The 18,350-nt window shown below is 60.0% G+C and carries 14 protein-coding genes and 1 pseudogene; 2 read left to right on the top strand and 13 right to left on the bottom strand.

The features are described from left to right. Positions 1 to 169: 169 nt before the first annotated feature. The 5 genes from J3T95_RS06055 to J3T95_RS06035 all read right to left on the bottom strand — a co-directional run bounded on the left by J3T95_RS06055 (position 170) and on the right by J3T95_RS06035 (position 7,183). Positions 170 to 2,881: an alpha-L-rhamnosidase-related protein gene (locus J3T95_RS06055; RefSeq protein WP_267450805.1), complete on the bottom strand. Its 2,712-nt coding sequence runs from the start codon at positions 2,879 to 2,881 to the stop codon at positions 170 to 172. A gap of 54 nt (positions 2,882 to 2,935) precedes the next feature. Continuing rightward, positions 2,936 to 3,829 carry a hypothetical protein gene (locus J3T95_RS06050; protein WP_267450804.1) on the bottom strand — a complete coding sequence of 298 codons (894 nt, stop codon included), beginning with the start codon at positions 3,827 to 3,829 and terminating at the stop codon, positions 2,936 to 2,938. A 3-nt stretch (positions 3,830 to 3,832) separates the two neighbouring features. Then, positions 3,833 to 4,708, bottom strand: coding sequence for a carbohydrate ABC transporter permease (locus tag J3T95_RS06045; RefSeq protein WP_267450803.1), 876 nt, complete (start codon positions 4,706 to 4,708; stop codon positions 3,833 to 3,835). A gap of 4 nt (positions 4,709 to 4,712) precedes the next feature. Further along, positions 4,713 to 5,702 carry a carbohydrate ABC transporter permease gene (locus tag J3T95_RS06040; RefSeq protein ID WP_220236305.1) on the bottom strand — a complete coding sequence of 330 codons (990 nt, stop codon included), beginning with the start codon at positions 5,700 to 5,702 and terminating at the stop codon, positions 4,713 to 4,715. A 131-nt stretch (positions 5,703 to 5,833) separates the two neighbouring features. Next, positions 5,834 to 7,183: an ABC transporter substrate-binding protein gene (locus J3T95_RS06035; protein WP_220236306.1), complete on the bottom strand. Its 1,350-nt coding sequence runs from the start codon at positions 7,181 to 7,183 to the stop codon at positions 5,834 to 5,836. A gap of 234 nt (positions 7,184 to 7,417) precedes the next feature. Here J3T95_RS06035 and J3T95_RS09260 point away from each other — a divergent pair. Then, positions 7,418 to 7,729 (top strand): annotated as a pseudogene (locus J3T95_RS09260) (DeoR family transcriptional regulator); the annotation flags it as partial. Positions 7,730 to 7,831: 102 nt separating this feature from the next. Next, on the top strand, positions 7,832 to 8,815 hold the full coding sequence (locus J3T95_RS06030; RefSeq protein WP_267450802.1) for a substrate-binding domain-containing protein: 984 nt from the start codon (positions 7,832 to 7,834) through the stop codon (positions 8,813 to 8,815). 177 nt (positions 8,816 to 8,992) lie between these two features. Here J3T95_RS06030 and mtnN read toward each other — a convergent pair whose 3' ends face one another. The 8 genes from mtnN to J3T95_RS05990 all read right to left on the bottom strand — a co-directional run bounded on the left by mtnN (position 8,993) and on the right by J3T95_RS05990 (position 18,344). After that, positions 8,993 to 9,727 (bottom strand): 5'-methylthioadenosine/S-adenosylhomocysteine nucleosidase, encoded by a 735-nt coding sequence (gene mtnN, locus J3T95_RS06025; protein ID WP_220236308.1) that lies wholly within the window; start codon positions 9,725 to 9,727, stop codon positions 8,993 to 8,995. A 65-nt stretch (positions 9,728 to 9,792) separates the two neighbouring features. Beyond that, the gene (locus J3T95_RS06020; protein ID WP_416378750.1) at positions 9,793 to 10,932 is read right to left on the bottom strand and encodes a 3-deoxy-7-phosphoheptulonate synthase; all 1,140 of its coding nucleotides are present in this window, start codon (positions 10,930 to 10,932) and stop codon (positions 9,793 to 9,795) included. Positions 10,933 to 11,006: 74 nt separating this feature from the next. Next, a complete protein-coding gene (locus J3T95_RS06015) occupies positions 11,007 to 12,152 on the bottom strand; it encodes a 3-deoxy-7-phosphoheptulonate synthase (RefSeq protein WP_267450800.1) in 1,146 nt (381 codons plus the stop codon). 128 nt (positions 12,153 to 12,280) lie between these two features. After that, positions 12,281 to 13,645 (bottom strand): C1 family peptidase, encoded by a 1,365-nt coding sequence (locus tag J3T95_RS06010; protein ID WP_267450799.1) that lies wholly within the window; start codon positions 13,643 to 13,645, stop codon positions 12,281 to 12,283. 111 nt (positions 13,646 to 13,756) lie between these two features. Next, complete coding sequence (locus J3T95_RS06005) at positions 13,757 to 14,773, bottom strand: CPBP family intramembrane glutamic endopeptidase (protein WP_267450798.1); 1,017 nt, start codon at positions 14,771 to 14,773, stop codon at positions 13,757 to 13,759. A 191-nt stretch (positions 14,774 to 14,964) separates the two neighbouring features. Further along, on the bottom strand, positions 14,965 to 16,665 hold the full coding sequence (locus J3T95_RS06000; RefSeq protein ID WP_267450797.1) for a cell division protein: 1,701 nt from the start codon (positions 16,663 to 16,665) through the stop codon (positions 14,965 to 14,967). Between the two features lie 145 nt (positions 16,666 to 16,810). Continuing rightward, positions 16,811 to 17,530, bottom strand: a complete 720-nt coding sequence (locus J3T95_RS05995) for a pyroglutamyl-peptidase I (protein ID WP_267450796.1) — start codon at positions 17,528 to 17,530, stop codon at positions 16,811 to 16,813. Positions 17,531 to 17,552: 22 nt separating this feature from the next. Next, positions 17,553 to 18,344, bottom strand: coding sequence for an IspD/TarI family cytidylyltransferase (locus J3T95_RS05990; protein ID WP_267450795.1), 792 nt, complete (start codon positions 18,342 to 18,344; stop codon positions 17,553 to 17,555). Positions 18,345 to 18,350: the final 6 nt, after the last annotated feature.

The following is an 18,350-nucleotide window of genomic DNA, read 5'->3' as shown; positions in this document are numbered from 1 at the left end:
ACAGGCAAATAGAAAGCCCTGCCGACAGGCAGAGCAGAAAACAAGTCATAAGGACCGATTTGAAACTCAACCTGTGCTGGCTCGATCAACCGAACTTAGGAGACCCAAGGGTCCCGACCAACGGTCTTTGGTATGCAACGGCTAACACTACACAGATCAGAAAAGACTGTCAAGCTTGCGCTCGCGGCAGCACCAGATGGTGATGGCCGCAGGGCAGCGCATCCGCAAGCAACGATCCCGCTCTGCAACGAATGCCGGCCACCCGACTGTCGGCATCCAGGGCCTTCAGCATGGTTGGCGACCCGTCCAGTAAGGCCTCGATCTGACCCCCTGGTCTGACACCACCCATAGGCGGAAGGACCAAATGACCCCGACAGCCCTGTGGCACCACCAAGTCCAGATCGATATCCGGCAGGAGGACAAACCCTGGCCTGCTATCCGCTTTTCCTGTGATCTTATAGGAGATATGGATGTCCCCAGTGGGCACGGGCACGGTCAGCTCAGCCCTGCCCATACCTCCAGGCTGAAGCGCGGCAACGAATTCTCGGTACCCGGGCTTCAAAGGCCGCAGCCCCATCAGCCCGCTGGAAATCAGCCAGACAGGCGAGGCCCCCCAAGGGTGCGAATAAGTGGTGTTGGATTTGATCGATGGGTCCCAAGCCTCCATGGTGCCTCCAGCGCCCTGGTCCAGCATGTGCTTCCAGGTGCGCATGCCCTCCCCTGCCGACAGAAGAGCCAGAGCATCAGCCCCTAGACCTGATCGATAAAGTCCATCCAGAAGCACGGCGGCCGAGTAGGCGCTGCAGGCCATCCCCTTACGACGCAGATAGGTACCAATTGCTTCCAGACGTGCAGGATCCGAAGGAGGCGCAAAAGCCAGCACGAAGGCCGAGGCATGTATGGCGCAGTGATTGATGGCCGGGCCGTCAGGACCGTCTAGCAGACCATCCCGGTAGGCGCCGACCTCTGGATTGTAGAGCCGCTCATCCAAGGCCTCTTGCATTTTTCGGGACACCCCTGCCAGACGGGCAGCTCTGCTACGACGGCCCAACGCCCGTGACAGACGAGCCATGGCTTTATAGGCGGCACTGGCCAGTGCGTTGATAACCGTGTTGACACGACCGAAGACATACCCATCGCGTTCAACAGGCGGCCAGTCGACCAGGTCGCCATCCATCTGGCTGGAAGTGCCGGGGTCCTTGACGATCAACCCGCTGTCCTGGTCCAGATATCTGTCCGGCAGCAGTCCCATCAGCCGGTCGTACTGGGCCGCCGCCTGAGTCAGATCTCCGGTGTGCATCCAGGCATCGTGCACAGCCAGAATGCTGTAGAGAGGCCACTCAGTGGGCCAGGTCCTGTTGGCGATCAGATAGTCCACACTATAACGGCCCAGGGCAGGCGCATCATCCAGCACCATATGAGCCCGCTGCTGGATCCAGGCATCAGCCTCATAGGGGGCTCGCTCCCTGGTCCAGGAATCGACGTAGATGTCAGCGTTGAGCCCTCTGATAGTGTTCCGCCCCAGCTGCCAGATCCGCTCCAGCAGAGGCTTGTCGCAATGAAACCTGGCGTGGTCGTCATATATGGGAGCCTCAAGGCACTCCGCCCACAGGCCCCCGCCAGACAGGCTCGCCAGCAGCTCTTCAGGGCCAGATTCCGCAGACCATGTCAGCTCCAGATATCGAAAGACCCGGATCCCCCAAGTCTGGGCCCGGTTGCTGCCAGCCTGCAGCTGCCAGCGATCCTGATAGACGTTGGAGGTGGCCAAACGGTAGCGAACGCATCCTTGGCCGTCCAGGACCTCCCCGTAGCGGACGGTCAAGTCCAAATGTTGCGACAGATTCACCCGCAGCCCGATGCCGCCCAACCGCACGGAGCCGAAGTCCAGCAGAAGATGGCCAGGAGCAGCCTCCAAAACCCGATGAATATCCACCCGGCTCAGTCTGGTGCCGTCTGCCGGAGCCGCCAGACACTTGGAGAATGAAGGCCGAATCCGAACCTTGGGCCAGGCAGAGTCGTCAAAGCCCAGGCTGGGAAACCCCCAAGGATATCGGGACAGGTCGATGTCCTCAGCTGGAGCCTGATAGTAGGTTGTACCGATGGATGCGCTGTCAGGAAAGATCTCAGCACCATTGATGGCTCTCCATTCGGCATCCGTGCCGTAGTGCTCCACACTGCCATCAGGCCGGCCAACATCCATCTGAGCCTGGAATCGTCGGCCTTCCATGGCATAGGCCACCACACCCAGAACATTATCCGCCCCTGGACGCAAGAGGCCGGTGACCTCGTAGCCCCTGTAACGATCCTCTCCGTCCAAGGGGAATACCGGTCCGCAGCCCAAAAAGCGCCCATTGAGCCATAGTCGGTAAACAAACTGCCGCGCAGGTACAGTGCTGTCAGCAGTTGCGTACAGACTAGCCCAGAGAATCGGACCCGGGGGCAACCGGACCACACCACGCATCAGCGCCCATCCCTGGGCATTGCCCTGGGATCCTGAGGAGTTTTTTCCCTCCTCTGCGGACCAAATGGCTTGAACGTGCCAGACCAGACCAGGCCCCGTACCAAAGGTGATGGGTTCAGACCCTATCAGCCGACGGCCCTGTGCATCCAGCAGAACAACGGTCAGCCAATACCGTTGTGAAGGATCCATGTCAGGTCCAGGCAGACGGCTGCCATTGAGTTCGTCCGCAGGTTGGATGCCGGTGTCTGCAAGTATCCGCCCCTTAGGCTGTTCCCAAACTCGCACCCTGGCCAAACGGACCCTACCCGCCCAAGATGGCAAAGGGTCCAGCCTCCACCTGACCGCGGGTCTGGTTCCTGGTTCGATATCCACAGGACGATCCCGGTCCTCGATCAACACCTGCAAAGGTCCACAGCCCATTCCAGCAAATCCTCCTTGAGTCTGCTCTTAAATACGGCTCCTCTTTATGAACCGCTACTGCCGGTAGTCCCGCAGGGCGGTGAAGGAGGAGCCTTTGGCTCCAGTATCAGGCAGTCCATACATGGCCTGGACACCTGGGTCCCTGCTTTCACGGGCCATCTGCCGGAAGAAGGGATCGGCCTGCCACCGCACAGCTGCCCAGACCAGATACCAAATCAGACCAGTGGCCAGAAGGGCCACCAGGATGGGCGAGCGCATCAGCCCCCAGGCATACCCAGCCAGGACCGCCAGTGACAGAACCAGCATGTACCAACGGCGCACCGACAGGAGGAGGCCATTGACCAGCACCTTGCGGATGCGCGCCCGAGGGTATTCCACCAGTAGCACCAGAGAAGCCAAGGCGGTCTGCGCCAGAAGCAGCAGACATACCAGGATGGGAAAGAACATGATCCAGCCCCATGAGAGCTGCGATGCAATCTGCAGGTCATAAATCAGCGCGAAGGCGACAATCCCCAGGGGCAGCCAAGTCGCCCATGACCTCAGGGCCAGAACCTTGTAGGCCCGCCAGTATGCGCAGAAGAATCCATAGACCGTCCCCGAATCCACATAGGATTTCGCTATCCAATCCGGCAGAGACTGCCCACGCTCTGTCATGGAATCCACAGCTTGCCGCCTGGCACGGGCAGAAGCCGAGGACAGGCCTGGATGATCCCGATAGATAGCGAAGAGGGCCGCCAGACCAGGTGCAGACAGCACAGCTGCCAGCAGATAGGTTGGGAAGTACTGCGGATCCCGCAGAAAGATAAGTACAGCAACCAAAGGCAGCATCCCTAACAGGGAGCAACATCCAGCCCCCAGCACCACAGCAATGGAGTTGGCAATCCCCAAGAGGGCCCGCATGGCGTAGCCCTTGGCGGGATGCCCCTGGTCGTCCTCGCTTCCAGCCACGATTCAGCCCTTCATGCCGGATGTCGCAATGCCAGCGATGAACTGCTTCTGACCGATGAGGAAGACAATCAGAATGGGCAGGACCGAAAGAACAGAGCCGGTCATGATCATGGCAAAATCAGCATTGTACTGGGAAATAAATAGCTTGAGGCCCAGCTGAATCGTGTAGAGCTTCTGGGAACGCAGATAGATCAGCGGACCCATGTAGTCGTTCCACGTATTAGTGAAGGTGATGATGGCCAAGGCCGCCAAAGATGGCCCAGACAGGGGTAGCATGATGCGCCAGTAGATGCCGAACTCGCTCAGGCCATCCAATCGGCCCGCCTCGGACAGATCCTCAGGTATGGTGTCGTAGAACTGTTTCATCATGAAAACACCGAAGGCCCCAAAAGCCTGCAGGAGGATGATGGACCACCTGGTATCGGAGAGGCCGACGGCGGAGACCAGCTTGAACTGCGGAATCATGTAGGCCTGCCAGGGAACGGCCATGGTGGCGATGTAGATCAGGAAGAGGGTGGTACGCCCCCTGAAGGGGATCTTCGAGAAGCCATAGGCGGCGAAGGACCCGGTGAAGACCTGCAGGAGGGTCACAATCACAGCGAAGAAAATGGTGTTGAGCAGCCATGTCGTCATATCCGACTTGGTCCAGATGGCAATGTAGTTCTCCCAATGCCAGACCGATGGGAGCCACTTGATAGGGATGGCGTAGACCTCGTTGTTGGGTTTCAGAGAAGAGAGAAACATCCAGAAGAAGGGCAGGAGCACGAACGCGGAGACGGCAATCATGGCCAGATACCCGATGACAGTACCGACGATCTTGGCCGGGGAGACCTGCTTCTTGTTCCAGGGGATGTCTGCAGAGACTGTATTGGTGGACATGATCTCAGTCCTCCTTCAGGTTGTTGTACCAGAACTGGAAGAGCGTGACTACCATGCATATGGCCAAAAGAACCAGGGAGACGGTCGAAGCATAGCCGAAGTCACCACGCTCGAAAGCCACACGGTAGATGTACTGCGCCAGAACCAAGGTGCTGGTGCCGGGTCCGCCATCGGTCATGACCAGTGTCAGATCAAGAACCTTGAAGGATCCGATGGTCAGGGTGACCATGACGAAGAAAAGCGTGGGGCGCATCATGGGAACGGTCACATGCCAGAAGCGCTGCCATCCGTTTGTGCCATCGAGCTCAGCGGCCTCATAGAGCTCGGAGGGGATGGTCTGCAGACCTGCCAGGAGCAGGATCATATAGTAGCCGACCTCACGCCAGGTACCCACGACGATGACCGCAGGCATGGCCCAGGCCGTCGAGCCCAGCCACCCGGGGGGATTACTGATAAAAAGCCGCAGGAAAGAGTTTATAGGGCCGGACTTGGGGTCGAAGAGCATGCCCCAAACCTGGGCTGCAGCCACTATGGATGTGATGTAAGGGAAGAAGGCCACCGTCCTGAAGAAAGCGCGTCCGCGCAGCTTGGAATTGAGCAGGACAGCCAGGGCGAAGGCCAGGACCAGGGTGAGGGGGATGTGGACTATCGAGTAGTATATGGTGTTCCACACCGAGGTCATGAAGATCCTGTCATGGGATAGCCTGACCCAGTTCTTCACGCCGTTCAAGACGGGGTTGCCAAAGGCCGACCACTTGGTAAAAGCTATATAAAAGAGCGTCAGCGTGGGCAGAAGAGTCAGGCAGATAAAACCTATGAAATTCGGCGATATGAATATCAAACCATTGCGCAGGTTCCTTCGCGAAATCGCCTTGGCATTGAACTTGCCCTGCTTAGTCCTCGGAGCTCGCCGCCCGCCGCCGGGCCCATGAGACCCCGTTTTGCGATCAGCGGCCGGCTGTAGGTCGTCGATCACGCCGATTTCTTCTGACATCTGTGCCTCTCCTTACTTCCATCGCGTGTCATGGGTTTGGGAAGTCCCCTGTCGCCCTTGTCCCGACTAGCTCAGCGGGAGGTTTCAGGACATATATGCGTCCTGAAACCTTCCGTCATAGCCGGGAACTGCTACTCGTCCAGCACACCCTGGTCTTTGACGTTCTGGGTCGCTTCCTTGAGCGCATCGGATGGAGACTTGGCGCCGGTCATGATCGAAGAGTGAGCGTCCTTAAGAATGGAATTAATGGTATCCGTAGCTTTGGCCACAGGAGCTTCCATCTTCATGTCGTGCTTGCTCCAGGCATCCTTGGAGGCCTGGTCGGAGGCCATGCCTTCCGGGGAGAAGAAAGTCTCGGTCACCTTGTCGTCGATGTAGGCGGGAGTGGTGGAGAGCTTGGCCAGCTCGATGGCGCCGCCTTGGCCGACGGCCCACTTGACGAACTCCTTGGCTGCGGCCAGCTTCTGGCCGGAGGACTTGGAGGAGATTGCCAGGCTGGTGGGGCTGCCGAAGGTGATCGGGGTCTTAGGCAGCTTCTTGTCGGGATTCTGTGGAGCCGGAGCCATGCCCCAGCTGAACTTCTGGGCCTCGCCTGTTTGCTGCTGGTTCAGAAGGGCCGCAGCAAACCAAGTGCCCATGGGCATCATTGCGGTCTTCTGGGTGCCGAACTGCGCCTGGTACTGAACCTTGTTGGTGAATGAGGTATTCCAGTCGATTGTATACTTGTCTTTCTGCCACTCCAAGGCCCTCTTATAGAAGGGCTCCATGTATGAGAAGTCGGCCTTGAGGAAGGTGCTGTCGGCCGGCTTGCCGGACTGCGCCAGCGCGAAGGACTGCACCACGGACTGCCAGTTGTGCATGTACATGGGGTAGACGCTGTTGGCATCGTAACCCGCTGCCGGCAGCTTCTCTTTGAGTTCCTTGGCGGCCTTGGTGTAGTCATCCCATGTCCACTTGGCGTTCGGCTCTTCAACACCGGCCTTCTTGAACATGTCCTTGTTGTAGAAAAGCACCCAGGTATCGCTGCGATAGGGCAAAGCGAAATACTTGCCGTCGTGTTCATAGCCGTTCAGATCAATGTGCTTGTTGCCCTGGAAACCCTTGGCGATGTCGGAGATATCCGCCAGCCCCTGCGAGTCCGCATAGGTGATGTACTTGATCATGTTCTTGACGGGAAAGACATCGGGCTGGGCGCCAGAGGAGATGTCCGCCGTCAGCTGCTTGTCATAGTCATCAGCGGAATACTGCTTGACGCTGACAGTCACATTGGGGTGGGTTTTATGGAAGCCGTCAGCCAGAGTCTTGAACTCGGGGGTCATGTCCAAAGACCACCCTGCCAAGGTGATGGTTGTTTTGGCTTTGCTGTCAAAGCCGTCACTGCCTGAGGAGGCCTGCTTGCTTGAGCCACCGCCGCAGCCAGCCAGCAGCAAGATGCCCGCAGTAGTCACCGCCAGAGCCTTGGTTACAGTTTTCACGTTCATGATCATCCCTTTCCTTCGGCGACAATGCCAGGGAAGAGGCCGGATATAGCCGACCCCTCTCTCGCTCCAGATTCATCACAGTCCCTAGGCGAACCCCTGTTGGCTTACCTGCCCATGATGATTCCGAACGAACAAATCCAGACTAATTGGTCGGAAAATGACCTGAAGAGTTTGTTGCAGTCTGTTTCCATCGCTTTTAAGCTGTAACTCTGGTATACACTTTGAAAGCTAGGGATGTTGGCCGTCGTTACTGCCCTCATCAGCATAGTTGTAATAAAGCATCGAGGCCGGAGCATGAGTCAAAGAGCATCAGGGACAAGAAGCAAAAGACAAGACCCCGCTGATGGGTCCTTCCCAAAGCCCCCAACGGCAGGATGGCTCCCGGCTCAGAGACGAGAGCTGATCCTCAACGCGCTTCTCAGAGAGAGCGTAGTCAGAGTGCCTTACCTGGCCCGGATGATGGGCACCACTGAAATAACAGTACGAAGAGATTTGAATAATTTGGCCAGAGCTGGTCTCGTCAGACGGGTGCGTGGGGGCGCCCTGGCAGTCAAATCCTTGGATTCCCAAGGCCAATCTGTTGAATCGTCCTCAGTCTCTTCCCCCAACAGCTCTGATCCAACCTTGGCTAAGATACCAAGGGCATCGGTGAGAACGAATGCTTCCTCGGAAAAGAAGGCCGGAAGAAAGGGCAACCTGGATCGAGCCAGCAGCGGCGGAGACACCCACTCCAGAACTAGTTCTGGAGTGTCAAGCCCCGCCATGGATAAAGCCTCCAGCCAGGATAGGGCAGCTGTCGTTCGTAGAAACCGAATCGGGGTAGCTCTGCCCGAGCCCAGCTTCATCTGGCCCTCAGTGACCGAAGCCATCAGACGCATGGCGGCCGAACAATTCGGCCTGGATATTGTGGCCGAGGAAACCTCCTATGAGACCTTTCCTGAGGTAGATATCCTTGAAGATCTGGCCACTGATCCACAGATGCTTGGACTGATCGTGGCCCCAAGCATTGAACCGGATGTCGCATCGGAAACCTGGCAATGGCTGACCGAGTGTCAACTGCCAGTAACCATTCTGGAACGTCATCCGCCACAGTGGCTGCCCGGATTCTTCGACTCGGTTCATACCGACCATCCAGCCGGAGTCCGCCGGGGACTGCAACACTTCCGTCAGCACGGCCACCATCGGGTGGGACTGGCTCTGGGAAGCACCCCCACCGCGGGCGATATCGAGCTGGGCTGGCAGCTGATGATGCGAGAAGGGGACGGGCTTGAACAGACCTTCCTGCTCAAGGACAAGCAGCCGTATGCGGCCGAGGATGTCGAGCAGGTCGTCCAGACGATTCTGGAGACGCACACCACTGCTGTCCTGGTCCATCCAGACTATCTGTCCATCGCTCTGGTCCAGGCCCTGGAAAGACGGGGGTGCCGCATTCCCAACGATCTATCCATGATCACCATCGACGGTTACACCAAGCGCCTGACCGTCATGCGATCCTCGGCCCAGGACCTGGCGTCCGCCGCCCTGCGCCTCCAGGTGCGGCGGATACAAGACCCGGACCAGCGCATCGAGCACGTCTGCATAGAGCCCGCACTCATTGACAGAGGTTCTGTTGCCGATATGGCTGAGAAGTAGACTGCCTCTATCTAGGGCCTGCATGGAGCAACTGACAACCAGCTGGTCCAGAAACCGGTCAAGGCCAGAGTGGCTGCAACAACCATTCAGTTGATGAATAATTAGCCAATGAATACGCAAGCGAAGGCTTCCAACCGGCAAAATGCACTCAAGCGGGAAATCCTTCCCGGTCAGCGGTCAGAGCTCGCGCACGATGCCCAGCACCAGCCTGGCGGCCGTGTCGGCATATTCGGAGATGTCGAACTCGCGGAAGACCTCATAGTCTGTATCGGCGTTGTCGCTCAGAGCACGGATGACCAGGGCCGGAACCTTGTTGCGGGCCGCCACGTGGCAGACGGCTGCCCCTTCCATCTCGACCGCATCGGCCCTGGTCTGCTCCTTGACCTGGGCGATCTTCTCCGGGCTGTCCACAAAGTAGTTGCCTGTGGCAATGGTGCCGACGATGTGCTTGATTCCCATGGAGTCCAAGGTCCGGCTTGCCAGATCCAGCAGGTGAGGGTCCGAATGGAACTCCTCGGTGCCGGGGGCCGACTGGGCCACCAATCGCATGTCGGTGTCCAAATAACGCAGGGTGCCTCCAAGGACCACGTCGTTGATATGCAGATCCTTGTTCAGGTTGCCGGCAATGCCGGAGAAGATGACGGCCTTGGGATGGAAGGCATCGATCAGATACTGTGTGGTGGCGGCGATGTTGACAGTGCCCATGCCGCCCACGGTGGCGGCCAGCCGAACCGGGCCCTGCGACCCATCAAGAGTGCCGCATATGACTTTCAGCCCGGCATCACTGGCGCGGGGATCCTGATCCGCCTGCTTCAGACCTTGGCCGATCAGGGCCACCTCCTCGTCCATGGCTCCTATGACGACAACCGGCTGTCGATCTTCGCCCTCCTGGGAACCGTCTGTTTCGCACATGCCTGACTCCTTATCTATGATTTCACCCGCGACTGCGGCCCGACCAGCCTACTGCAGGCCATATGTCAACGAGCCGTGCTGCGACGACGGTCCACTGCCTGTGCCAGCTCCTCCAGCAGATCCTGAGTATCGGGCCAGGAGATACAGCGGTCAGTAATCGAACATCCATAAACCAGTTGGTCCAGCGGGGCCGGCTTCTGATTGCCGCCACGTATGAAACTCTCCATCATCAGCCCGGTAAAGCCCTCCTCGCCCTCGCCTATCCGCTGGGCCAACTCATGGACGACCTGGATCTGACGCCGCTCGTCCTTGCCGGAATTCCCGTGGGAGGCATCGATGAGCAGCCCGTGGGCAGCCGCGCTGTCCTTGTGCATGCGCTGGCGAAGCACGGCAAGGGCCGCCCGCACCGAGTCCTGATCGTAGTTGGGGCCGGACTTGGAGCCACGAAGCACCAGATGGCAGTCGGGATTGCCCATGGTAGCGACAGCTGCGGCCTGGCCCTCGTGGTCTATGCCGAAGAAGGTGTGACGTTGAGAGGCCGCGTAGCAGGAGTCAATGGCCACATCCACGCTGCCGTCCGTGGCGTTCTTGAAGCCGATGGGCATGGACATGCCGCTGGCCAGCTGCCGATGGACCTGGCTCTCCGTGTTCCGAGCGCCAATGGCCCCCCAGCTGACCGCATCAGAAATGTACTGGGGCGATGTGGGCTCAAGGAATTCCGTGGCCGCTGGAAGCCCGGCCTCCAGCACACCCAGCAGAATGCGCCGTGCCAGAACCAGACCTTTCTGGATGTTGTGGCTGCCGTCCAGGTCGGGGTCGTTGATCAGGCCCTTCCAGCCGACCGTGGTCCTGGGCTTTTCGAAGTAGACCCGCATGACAATCAGCAGCCGATCCTTCAACCGCTCATTGACGGCCGACAGACGACGGGCATAGTCCAGAGCAGCCTCCGGGTCATGGATGGAACAGGGGCCCACAATGACCAGCAGCCTGTCGTCCCGCCCATGCAGGCAGTCCACGACTTCCTGCCGGGAGCGGATGACCAGATCCTTGGCCGGTCCATCCAAGGGGTATCGGGTCAGCATCTGCGCAGGGGAAGGCAGGCGGTCAAGCTCAAAGACCCGCCTGTTGACGATCCGTCCTACGCCTACCTCGTCCTCCCACCTGGGCAGGTTCCCCGACTGCAGGGGGTTGACACCGGCAGCCAGCGCCTTGTGCACCAGTTCAACCTCGTAGGCCTTGCTGGGTCGGGGCAGGCGCTCCTGTGGCTCATCCATCCCACTCATGCCTTCATCCTTTCCCGACGGGCTTGTACGGCTTCGGCCAGGATCTGCAGCAGCTCCTCGGTCCTGTCCCAGGCAATGCAGGCATCAGTGACGGACCGGCCGAAGACCAGCTGATCCAGTGGGGCCGGCTTCTGGTGACCGCCCTTAAGGAAACTCTCCATCATGATGCCCGACAGGCCCTGCTCGCCCTTGGCGAGACGGTCTGCCAACTCCTCGACCACCTGGGCCTCACGTACGGGGTCCTTGCCGCAGTTGCCATGGGCTGCGTCCACAATCAGACCTCGGCAGGCACCAGGACCCAGCGGCGCCTGATGCATGAACTTCAGGGCGGACCGGACGGATTCCGGATCGTAATTGGGACCATGACTGGAACCGCGCAGAATAATATGGCAATCAGGGTTGCCCTTGGTCTCGGCAGCGATGACATGGCCATCCAGGTTGATGGACAGGAAGTGATGCTCGGATGCCGCTGCCAAGCAGGAATCAACTGCAGCCTCTACGCTGCCCTCGGTCGAGTTCTTGAAGCCCATGGGCATGGACATGCCGCTGGCCAGCTCTCTATGGACCTGGCTCTCCGTGTTCCGAGCGCCTATGGCCCCCCAGCTGACTTCATCAGAAAGATACTGCGGGGTGATGGGATCCAGCCATTCTGTGGCAGCCGGAATCCCCTGACCCAAGACCTGCCAGAGGATCTGACGGGCCAGGCGAATCCCCTTGCGAATGTTGAATGTTCCATCCAGGTCAGGGTCGTTGATCAGGCCCTTCCAGCCGACCGTGGTCCTGGGCTTTTCGAAGTAGACCCGCATGACAATCAGCAGCCGATCCTTCAACCGCTCATTGACGGCCGACAGACGACGGGCGTACTCCAGAGCAGCCTCCGGATCATGGATGGAGCAGGGGCCGGCGATGACCAGCAGCCTGTCGTCCCGCCCATGCAATACATCGCGAATGGCCTGGCGGGAGTCCCGAACCAGCTCCATACGCTTCGAATCCAGCGGCCGCGAGCGCAGAAAGACCCTGGGTGCCGGGATGGGATCCAGCTGACGAATGTTGACGTCCACTGTTTCGGGAAAGACGGCCGTATCGGCAAAATACTGCCGCTCCTCTTCCGGGATGATATCCGGTTCCTTGACGAATGCCACGGTCGCTCTCCTCTCTGTCGCGCTACGACGATCATGCCCGAATTGCTTATGACCGCCCACACCCGGGCCAATGTGAACAGTCCGTCCCGAGACCCTCATAGACCACGGGAACGAACAGTTAGGTAAGCTCAGGCCAAGGCGCCCATGGGGTCCCAAGCGGGCAGCATGACGGCCTCCTGATCGAAGGCCTGGCGATACTCCTCGGACAGCATGGACTTAGGCACGGCCACCTCATAGACATACTGGCTGAACCAGTCGTCGCTCATGGTGAAGTAGCCCTTGTTGGCAATGTCCCCGCCCCAGGAGTTCTCCACCCGCCAGCGGTTGGTGGTCCGGCCGTCATCGGCCACATCCACACCCACGAATGCCATGGCATGGTTCTGGGCGGAATCGCCGAAGCGCACCCGCTGCTCCTTGTCCATGTCAAAGTCCACACCGTAAACCCGGCCATACTCGAACAGGTCGGTGGCCCACTGACCGGCCTTGCGGTCCATCATGGGGTGGCAGTCGGCGCCGAACCAGACCGGCAGACCCTGCTCGCTCATCAGACGACGAGCACAGTCCTTCATGACCTCCACCGGGACGTTCAGATACTCGGTGGGATCGCCGCCAGCCACGTTGCCCAGGTGCTCAATGCCGATCTTGCGGCCCTTGGGGTGCTCGGGGCGCGGATCGTCGACCAGGCAGACATAGTCCTCAAGCCCGGCATTCACGTAGCGCTTCCAGAACTCCTGCGGGGTGATCCGCCCATCCCGGTGGAAGACGCCGTCCTTGTCGGTCCACTCCCAGTCAAAGCTGGTGGGCGGAGTGCCCAGATGAATGGTCAGGATACGGTGACCGGCCTCCAGGGTCCGATCGATGATCTCGTCGATCCCCTCCGGGTTGGCCACCATGTGAGCCGTGGCCTGATGGAGCAGGCGACGCAGCTGATCGTTCATCTGGCTTGTGTTCTGGGAGGAGGCTGTCTCGGGATAGAACTGCTTGGGCACTGCGCCATACTTCTTATAGATGTTCATGGCCATGATCCACTGGCCGCCATCGCCCATGACATCGCCCATCAGGAAGCGCATGAGCTGGGAGTCGACAGGCTCGCCGGCACGCAACAGAGCCGCCACGTCGCGCAGGAAGTAGTTGACGCGCTCAAGCTTGTCATAGTACATGGCGTAGTTCTGGGACAGCTCGAAGTCGCCCATGGGGTTGGCGGTGCTTTCGCCATCAATGTTCAGAGCCTTGCGGGCCACGAACCGGGCTACATTCAGCGAGCTGAAAAGCCAGCAACGACCGGAGTGCGCCTGCGAGGTGACCGTGCCATTGTCGATGCTGACCGAAAATCGGTGCTGGAGCAGGCGGGAGCGATTATAGTTGTGGGCCACCTCGTCAATGCCTACCTGAGTGACGGCGTTCATGGCGACGTGGTTGGCCTCACGCTCATCGAAGGCGTTGCGCAGGCCCTCCAAGCGGGTCTGATCCAATGGTGTCAGTGCTGATGTCATACGGTCTGTCCTTGTTTCCTTTCATGCGGATGTATCTGCATCCCTGCATCCAGCATAGCGGGAATCGGTCATCGAGGGTTCGTCCGGGGGAGGATGTGGGCAACTGCACTGTCAAGCCAGGGAGAAGCGCTGGGCTGCATTGACCACTGCCAGGACTACCAGGACAGCCAGCCCCAGGGAGATCCAGCCCTTGTAGGTTCCGGGGCGTGAACGATAGGCGCGCAGACGGTCCGCCAGCTGTCCACGAATCAGCCAGAGGACGACCAGCCCCCCAACCAGGCCCAGAAGAACCATACCCTGGTTGATCATCATGCCGGTGCGGGCCGGCACCTTCTGGGTCAGCCACATCATGGCGTCAGCCAGGACCAAGTTGTTGAAAATATGCAGAGCCATGGACCAGATGATGGAGTATTTCATGGCGATGAAACCCAAGACCAGACCCAGCAGGAAGGTGAACAGGCTCTGGGTGATGTCTCCGTGCAGACAGGCGAAGATAAAGGAGGAGGTGACGATGGCGAAGGTCCGTCCATAGGGTCTGAGCCTGCCCATGACCACGCCGCGCAACAGGAACTCCTCGACGACGGGGACCAGGATAGCCGTGTCCAGGGGCGACAGGAACCCGTGCTGGCCCGCCGCAATCTGGGATGTGGTGGAACGGTAGACCAGTCCCAGGGCCTGGGATCCCTGATTGACCACCCAGGTGAAGCCCGTCTCGATGCTGCTGGCCAGCATGATCAGCAGGATGGCCCCAATCAGCACGGCCGGGCCGGGATTGGTCCGAGCCTTGTACTGTACAGGGTTGGATCCGCGGCCGAGAAGATCCTGGCCGCGGGTGCCGAAAAGGAAGACCAGCATGACCAGATCGCCCAGCAGATCGGCCAGCCCCGGCTGGCGTGCAATGCCCAGGGTTGTGGCCACCGAGGGCAGATTCAGAACTCCCGCAATCAGGTTGGCCACCACCAAATACACCAGGGCGTAGAGGGATTGCAGGTCCACTCCACGACGAACCTGGGCGCTCCATGAGCGTGCAGGTCCTGGAGATGCGCCCGGTTCTCCATGTCTGCCCGCATCCGCCTTGATCGAATCCGTCGCGGACGAATCTGATGATGAATGATTCGGTAGCTGCATGATGCTCTCCCAACCCTGTGACCCTCGGCATGCACCTCTTCACCATCGACTCTAGGCCAGAGCAAGGGTTGGAATCGAGATTGACGCCCACGCCGGTTTCGGCATGCGGCCAGGCAACCTCCAGGCAGAATAGAGGCCGGATTGCAGACCATGCCTGCAATCCAGCCCTGATGAATACTGACCTTCCCTGATCAGTCCCGATCAGTCGGGGTCATGTCATCGTTGATGGGTGGAATGACCGTAGTCTCCTGGTCAGCGACCACCTTCTCCGCCTGTCCATCCTCGGCCTGGGCTGGCGCATCATCGGACTGGACGGAAGCACCGGGCAGGACCTGAGTCGGCATATTGGCCGAGGACCGGACAGCCACGGCCGCGCTGGCATCGTCCCCTGAATCGTTGGCGGAATCAGCTGCCGCGTCATCAGCTACCAGATCATCGGCCGGCTGGCTCGCTGCGACCGGATCGATCGAAGTCTGAGCGGCTTCCTCCTGGGTATCGGTGACGGACTGGCCGGCACCTTCATCCTCGTCTTCGGCCTTCTGCGCTGGAGCCGGCAGCGGGTCTGCGGCAGGCACGGCGTTGACCACGGGCACGCTGGGAGCCTGCCCCTCGTCCTGGTCATTGACCACAGCCTCATCGTGGAAACCATCGAAGTTGCCGAAGGACTTGGAGAAGATGTTCCGCAACTCGTCGACCCGGGAGGTGATGGTGGCTTCCCGGTGCTGCAGCTTGGTGATGTGGTCCTTGAGCCCGTCAAGCTCAGCCTGGGCGGCCTTGCGATGGGCCTCGACTTCGTCCTTGGCGCGCTGCTTGGCCTCCTCCAGCAGCTGGCTGGCCTTGCGCTCGGACTCCTCACGCTTGAAGGAGGCGAACGAGTCAGCATCCTTGCGGGTGGCCTTGGCCTGATCAATCAGTTCCTGGGTCTCCTTTTCGGTCTTGACCCGCCGTTCCTCCAGGCTCTTGAGCAGCTCGCTCACCTTCTTGGTGGCATCCTCCTGCTGGGCTGCGATATCGGAGCGGACCTGTTCGGCCTCAGCATTGACCTTGGCCATGGTCTCGGCGCTGGTGACCTTGGACTCGTCCACAATCTGCTGGGCCTCGGACTTGGCCTTGTCGGTGATCTCCGAAGCCTGCCTGCGGGCGTCATTCAGGCTCTTGGAGACCTGCTCGCGCACGTCGGCCAGCTTCTTGTTGGCCTCAGCCAGGGCCTTCTGAATCTGATCGTTGGCATCCTTCTTGAGCTTGGCGATCTCCTCGTCGCTCTTGCGCCGCTTGTCGGCGATCTCCTTGGCGGCCTTGGCCTTCTGCTCGGACAGCTCCTTGTCCTGGGTGGCCTTGCTGGTGGCCAGCCGCTTCTCGTGCTCCTCGCGGGAGTTCTGAAGCTCCAGGTCCAGGGCCTGGCGACGTTCGGCCACAACCTTGTCAGCTGCGGACTTGCTCTGCTCGCTCTGCTGCTTGGCGGTGGTGGTGACGGTCCTGGCTTCGTCGTTGGCGGCCTCGACGATGGACTTGGCCTTGGCGTTGGCCTCGTCCACGATGTGCTTGGCTTCAAGCTGGGCCTCGTTGACCAGGGTCGTCGCCTTCTCCTGGGCGGAAGTCTTAGTGGATGCCGCATCCTGCTTGGCGCGGTTGAGCAGCTCGGTGCTGGTCTGCTCGGCCGAGGCCAGCAGCTGCTGGGCGTTGGCTCCCAGGGAGGCGAATGAGTTGCGCGGCTGTTCGACCTTGCGTGACTTGGCCTCCTGGAGTTCCGCCTCCAGCTTCAGAATGCGATCGTCATCGGCCTTGATCTGCTGACGCAACCGGGCCAGATTGCTCCGCGAGGCCGCCAGGGCCTGGTCGACCCGCTCCTTGTCATAGCCTCGAAGGACAACGGGAAACTGATCTTCGGCCATGGAAACACTCCTCTTCGCCACCAGGACATGCCGGCCCGTGACAAAGATGTCTTCGGTCCGGTGGATTTACCTCGACTCTACCCCATGACAGGCCGAAATTTGCCGTCTGACAAGCTGCCGACACATTGACCTTACATACGGGGGCTCAGGCAATGAGAATGGGGCTGGAGGAGGGCCTCCGATAGTAGCGAATGGTCTCATTGACCACCTCGCGTACAGCCTGTATCTGCTGATCCAGGGGCAGGCCGCACTCCTGTCCGCCGCTTTCGTTGACCAGGGGAAGGCTGACGAACCCGGCCAGGACATCCTTGTGTCCTGCAGCCCATGCCAACAGGTTGTAGAAAAGCGCGTTGCAGACATAGGTGCCCGCGTCCGAGCTGAGTGTGGCCGGAATGCCGCAGGTGCCAAAGTCGTGCAGGATGGCTCTCAGCGGCAGCCGGGTCCAGTAGGCAGCCGGACCTTGGGGATCTATGGGCTGGCTACTGGTCTTGCGGACGGGATTGCGAGGCTCCTGCTCCCCTGAGTTTTCATGGTCGTCAGCGTCGTCCTCCTTGAGGTTGACGGCGCAGCGCTCCATGGCGATGCCACGAGCCCGACGCTTAAGCCCCGTGGCGATGATGATATCGGGGTGCACCCGCTCTATGGCCTCATGCAGCATAGGCCAGGCCTTGGCGAAGCTGACAGGCATGGTGACGGATGAAATAGCCAGATCCACGCCCTCCAAAGGATCCTCCTCAGTGGGACCGGCAGGGCGCATGCCCTCCATGCCATGCTCGGCCAGGGCCCGGGAAACCTGGCTTGAGGGGTTGACGTCAACACCCTTGTAATGGTCGTATCCGGCGACGATGACCTTGATCTGCTCCATGTGCCCCATGGTACACAGGACTTCACCCGGCCAGGGAGCGCGCTATCCATTCAGCCATGGGCACGTCCGATGGCAGGGTGATCTTCATGTTGGTCACGCTGCCGGCCACAATGGCCACCGGCTCCTCAGGCAGACGGTCCACCACGACCCTGGTGTCATCAGTGGGATGGAAATCGGGGTCCGCAGCGGCCAGTTCGTAGGCCTTGCGGAGGGTGCCGAAGCGGAAGGCCTGCGGGGTCTGAGCCCGGAACATGTTGTCACGATTGGGCACCTGGCGCACCACCTTGCGCTCGCCCAGGTCGCCGGCCATCAGCATGGTGTCGGTCGAGGCCACGGCCACAGTTGCGGCGTTGAATGCATCCAAGGCATCGATGCAGCCATCGATCGATTCCTGGCTGACGAAAGGGCGTACCGCATCGTGGATGAGCAGCTTGGCATCCTGGGGGATCTCCGCATCAGCCAGGGTCTGCAGGGCAGCCTCGGTGCTGTCCATGCGCTCGATGCCGCCCTGGATGACCGTGCGGACCTTGTCATAGGTGTCATCGCCCACGATAGCCTCGACAGCCTCCCGCACGCGATCATTGACCACGACCAGGATGTCGGTGACGCGGGCATTGAGCTGGAAGGCGTCAATTGACCAAGTGATAATGGGTTTGCCGCCCACCTGCACCAGCTGCTTAGGGTTGTTCTCGTCGAATCGAACGCCCAGCCCAGCCGCCAGAATCACCGCCACAACTGGCTGAATCTGCTCCTCCGGCTCTGCGCTATCCTGACTGGCCTCGGACGGGGCTGCTGATGCTCTGCTCTCACTCATAGATTC

The organism is Bifidobacterium sp. B4079 (assembly GCF_026537385.1).
Classification (GTDB): domain Bacteria; phylum Actinomycetota; class Actinomycetes; order Actinomycetales; family Bifidobacteriaceae; genus Bombiscardovia; species Bombiscardovia asteroides_I.
This window is presented reverse-complemented; position numbering and strand designations above follow the sequence as displayed.

Bases quoted from the DNA above. Each gene is read 5' to 3' on its own strand.
- J3T95_RS05990 (WP_267450795.1), bottom strand. From the start codon at position 18,344: ATGAGTGAGAGCAGAGCATCAGCAGCCCCGTCCGAGGCCAGTCAGGAT.
- J3T95_RS06035 (WP_220236306.1), bottom strand. From the start codon at position 7,183: ATGAACGTGAAAACTGTAACCAAGGCTCTGGCGGTGACTACTGCGGGC.
- J3T95_RS06045 (WP_267450803.1), bottom strand. From the start codon at position 4,708: ATGTCCACCAATACAGTCTCTGCAGACATCCCCTGGAACAAGAAGCAG.
- J3T95_RS06000 (WP_267450797.1), bottom strand. From the start codon at position 16,665: ATGGCCGAAGATCAGTTTCCCGTTGTCCTTCGAGGCTATGACAAGGAG.
- J3T95_RS05995 (WP_267450796.1), bottom strand. From the start codon at position 17,530: ATGGAGCAGATCAAGGTCATCGTCGCCGGATACGACCATTACAAGGGT.
- J3T95_RS06005 (WP_267450798.1), bottom strand. From the start codon at position 14,773: ATGCAGCTACCGAATCATTCATCATCAGATTCGTCCGCGACGGATTCG.
- mtnN (WP_220236308.1), bottom strand. From the start codon at position 9,727: ATGTGCGAAACAGACGGTTCCCAGGAGGGCGAAGATCGACAGCCGGTT.
- J3T95_RS06040 (WP_220236305.1), bottom strand. From the start codon at position 5,702: ATGTCAGAAGAAATCGGCGTGATCGACGACCTACAGCCGGCCGCTGAT.
- J3T95_RS06055 (WP_267450805.1), bottom strand. From the start codon at position 2,881: ATGGGCTGTGGACCTTTGCAGGTGTTGATCGAGGACCGGGATCGTCCT.
- J3T95_RS06010 (WP_267450799.1), bottom strand. From the start codon at position 13,645: ATGACATCAGCACTGACACCATTGGATCAGACCCGCTTGGAGGGCCTG.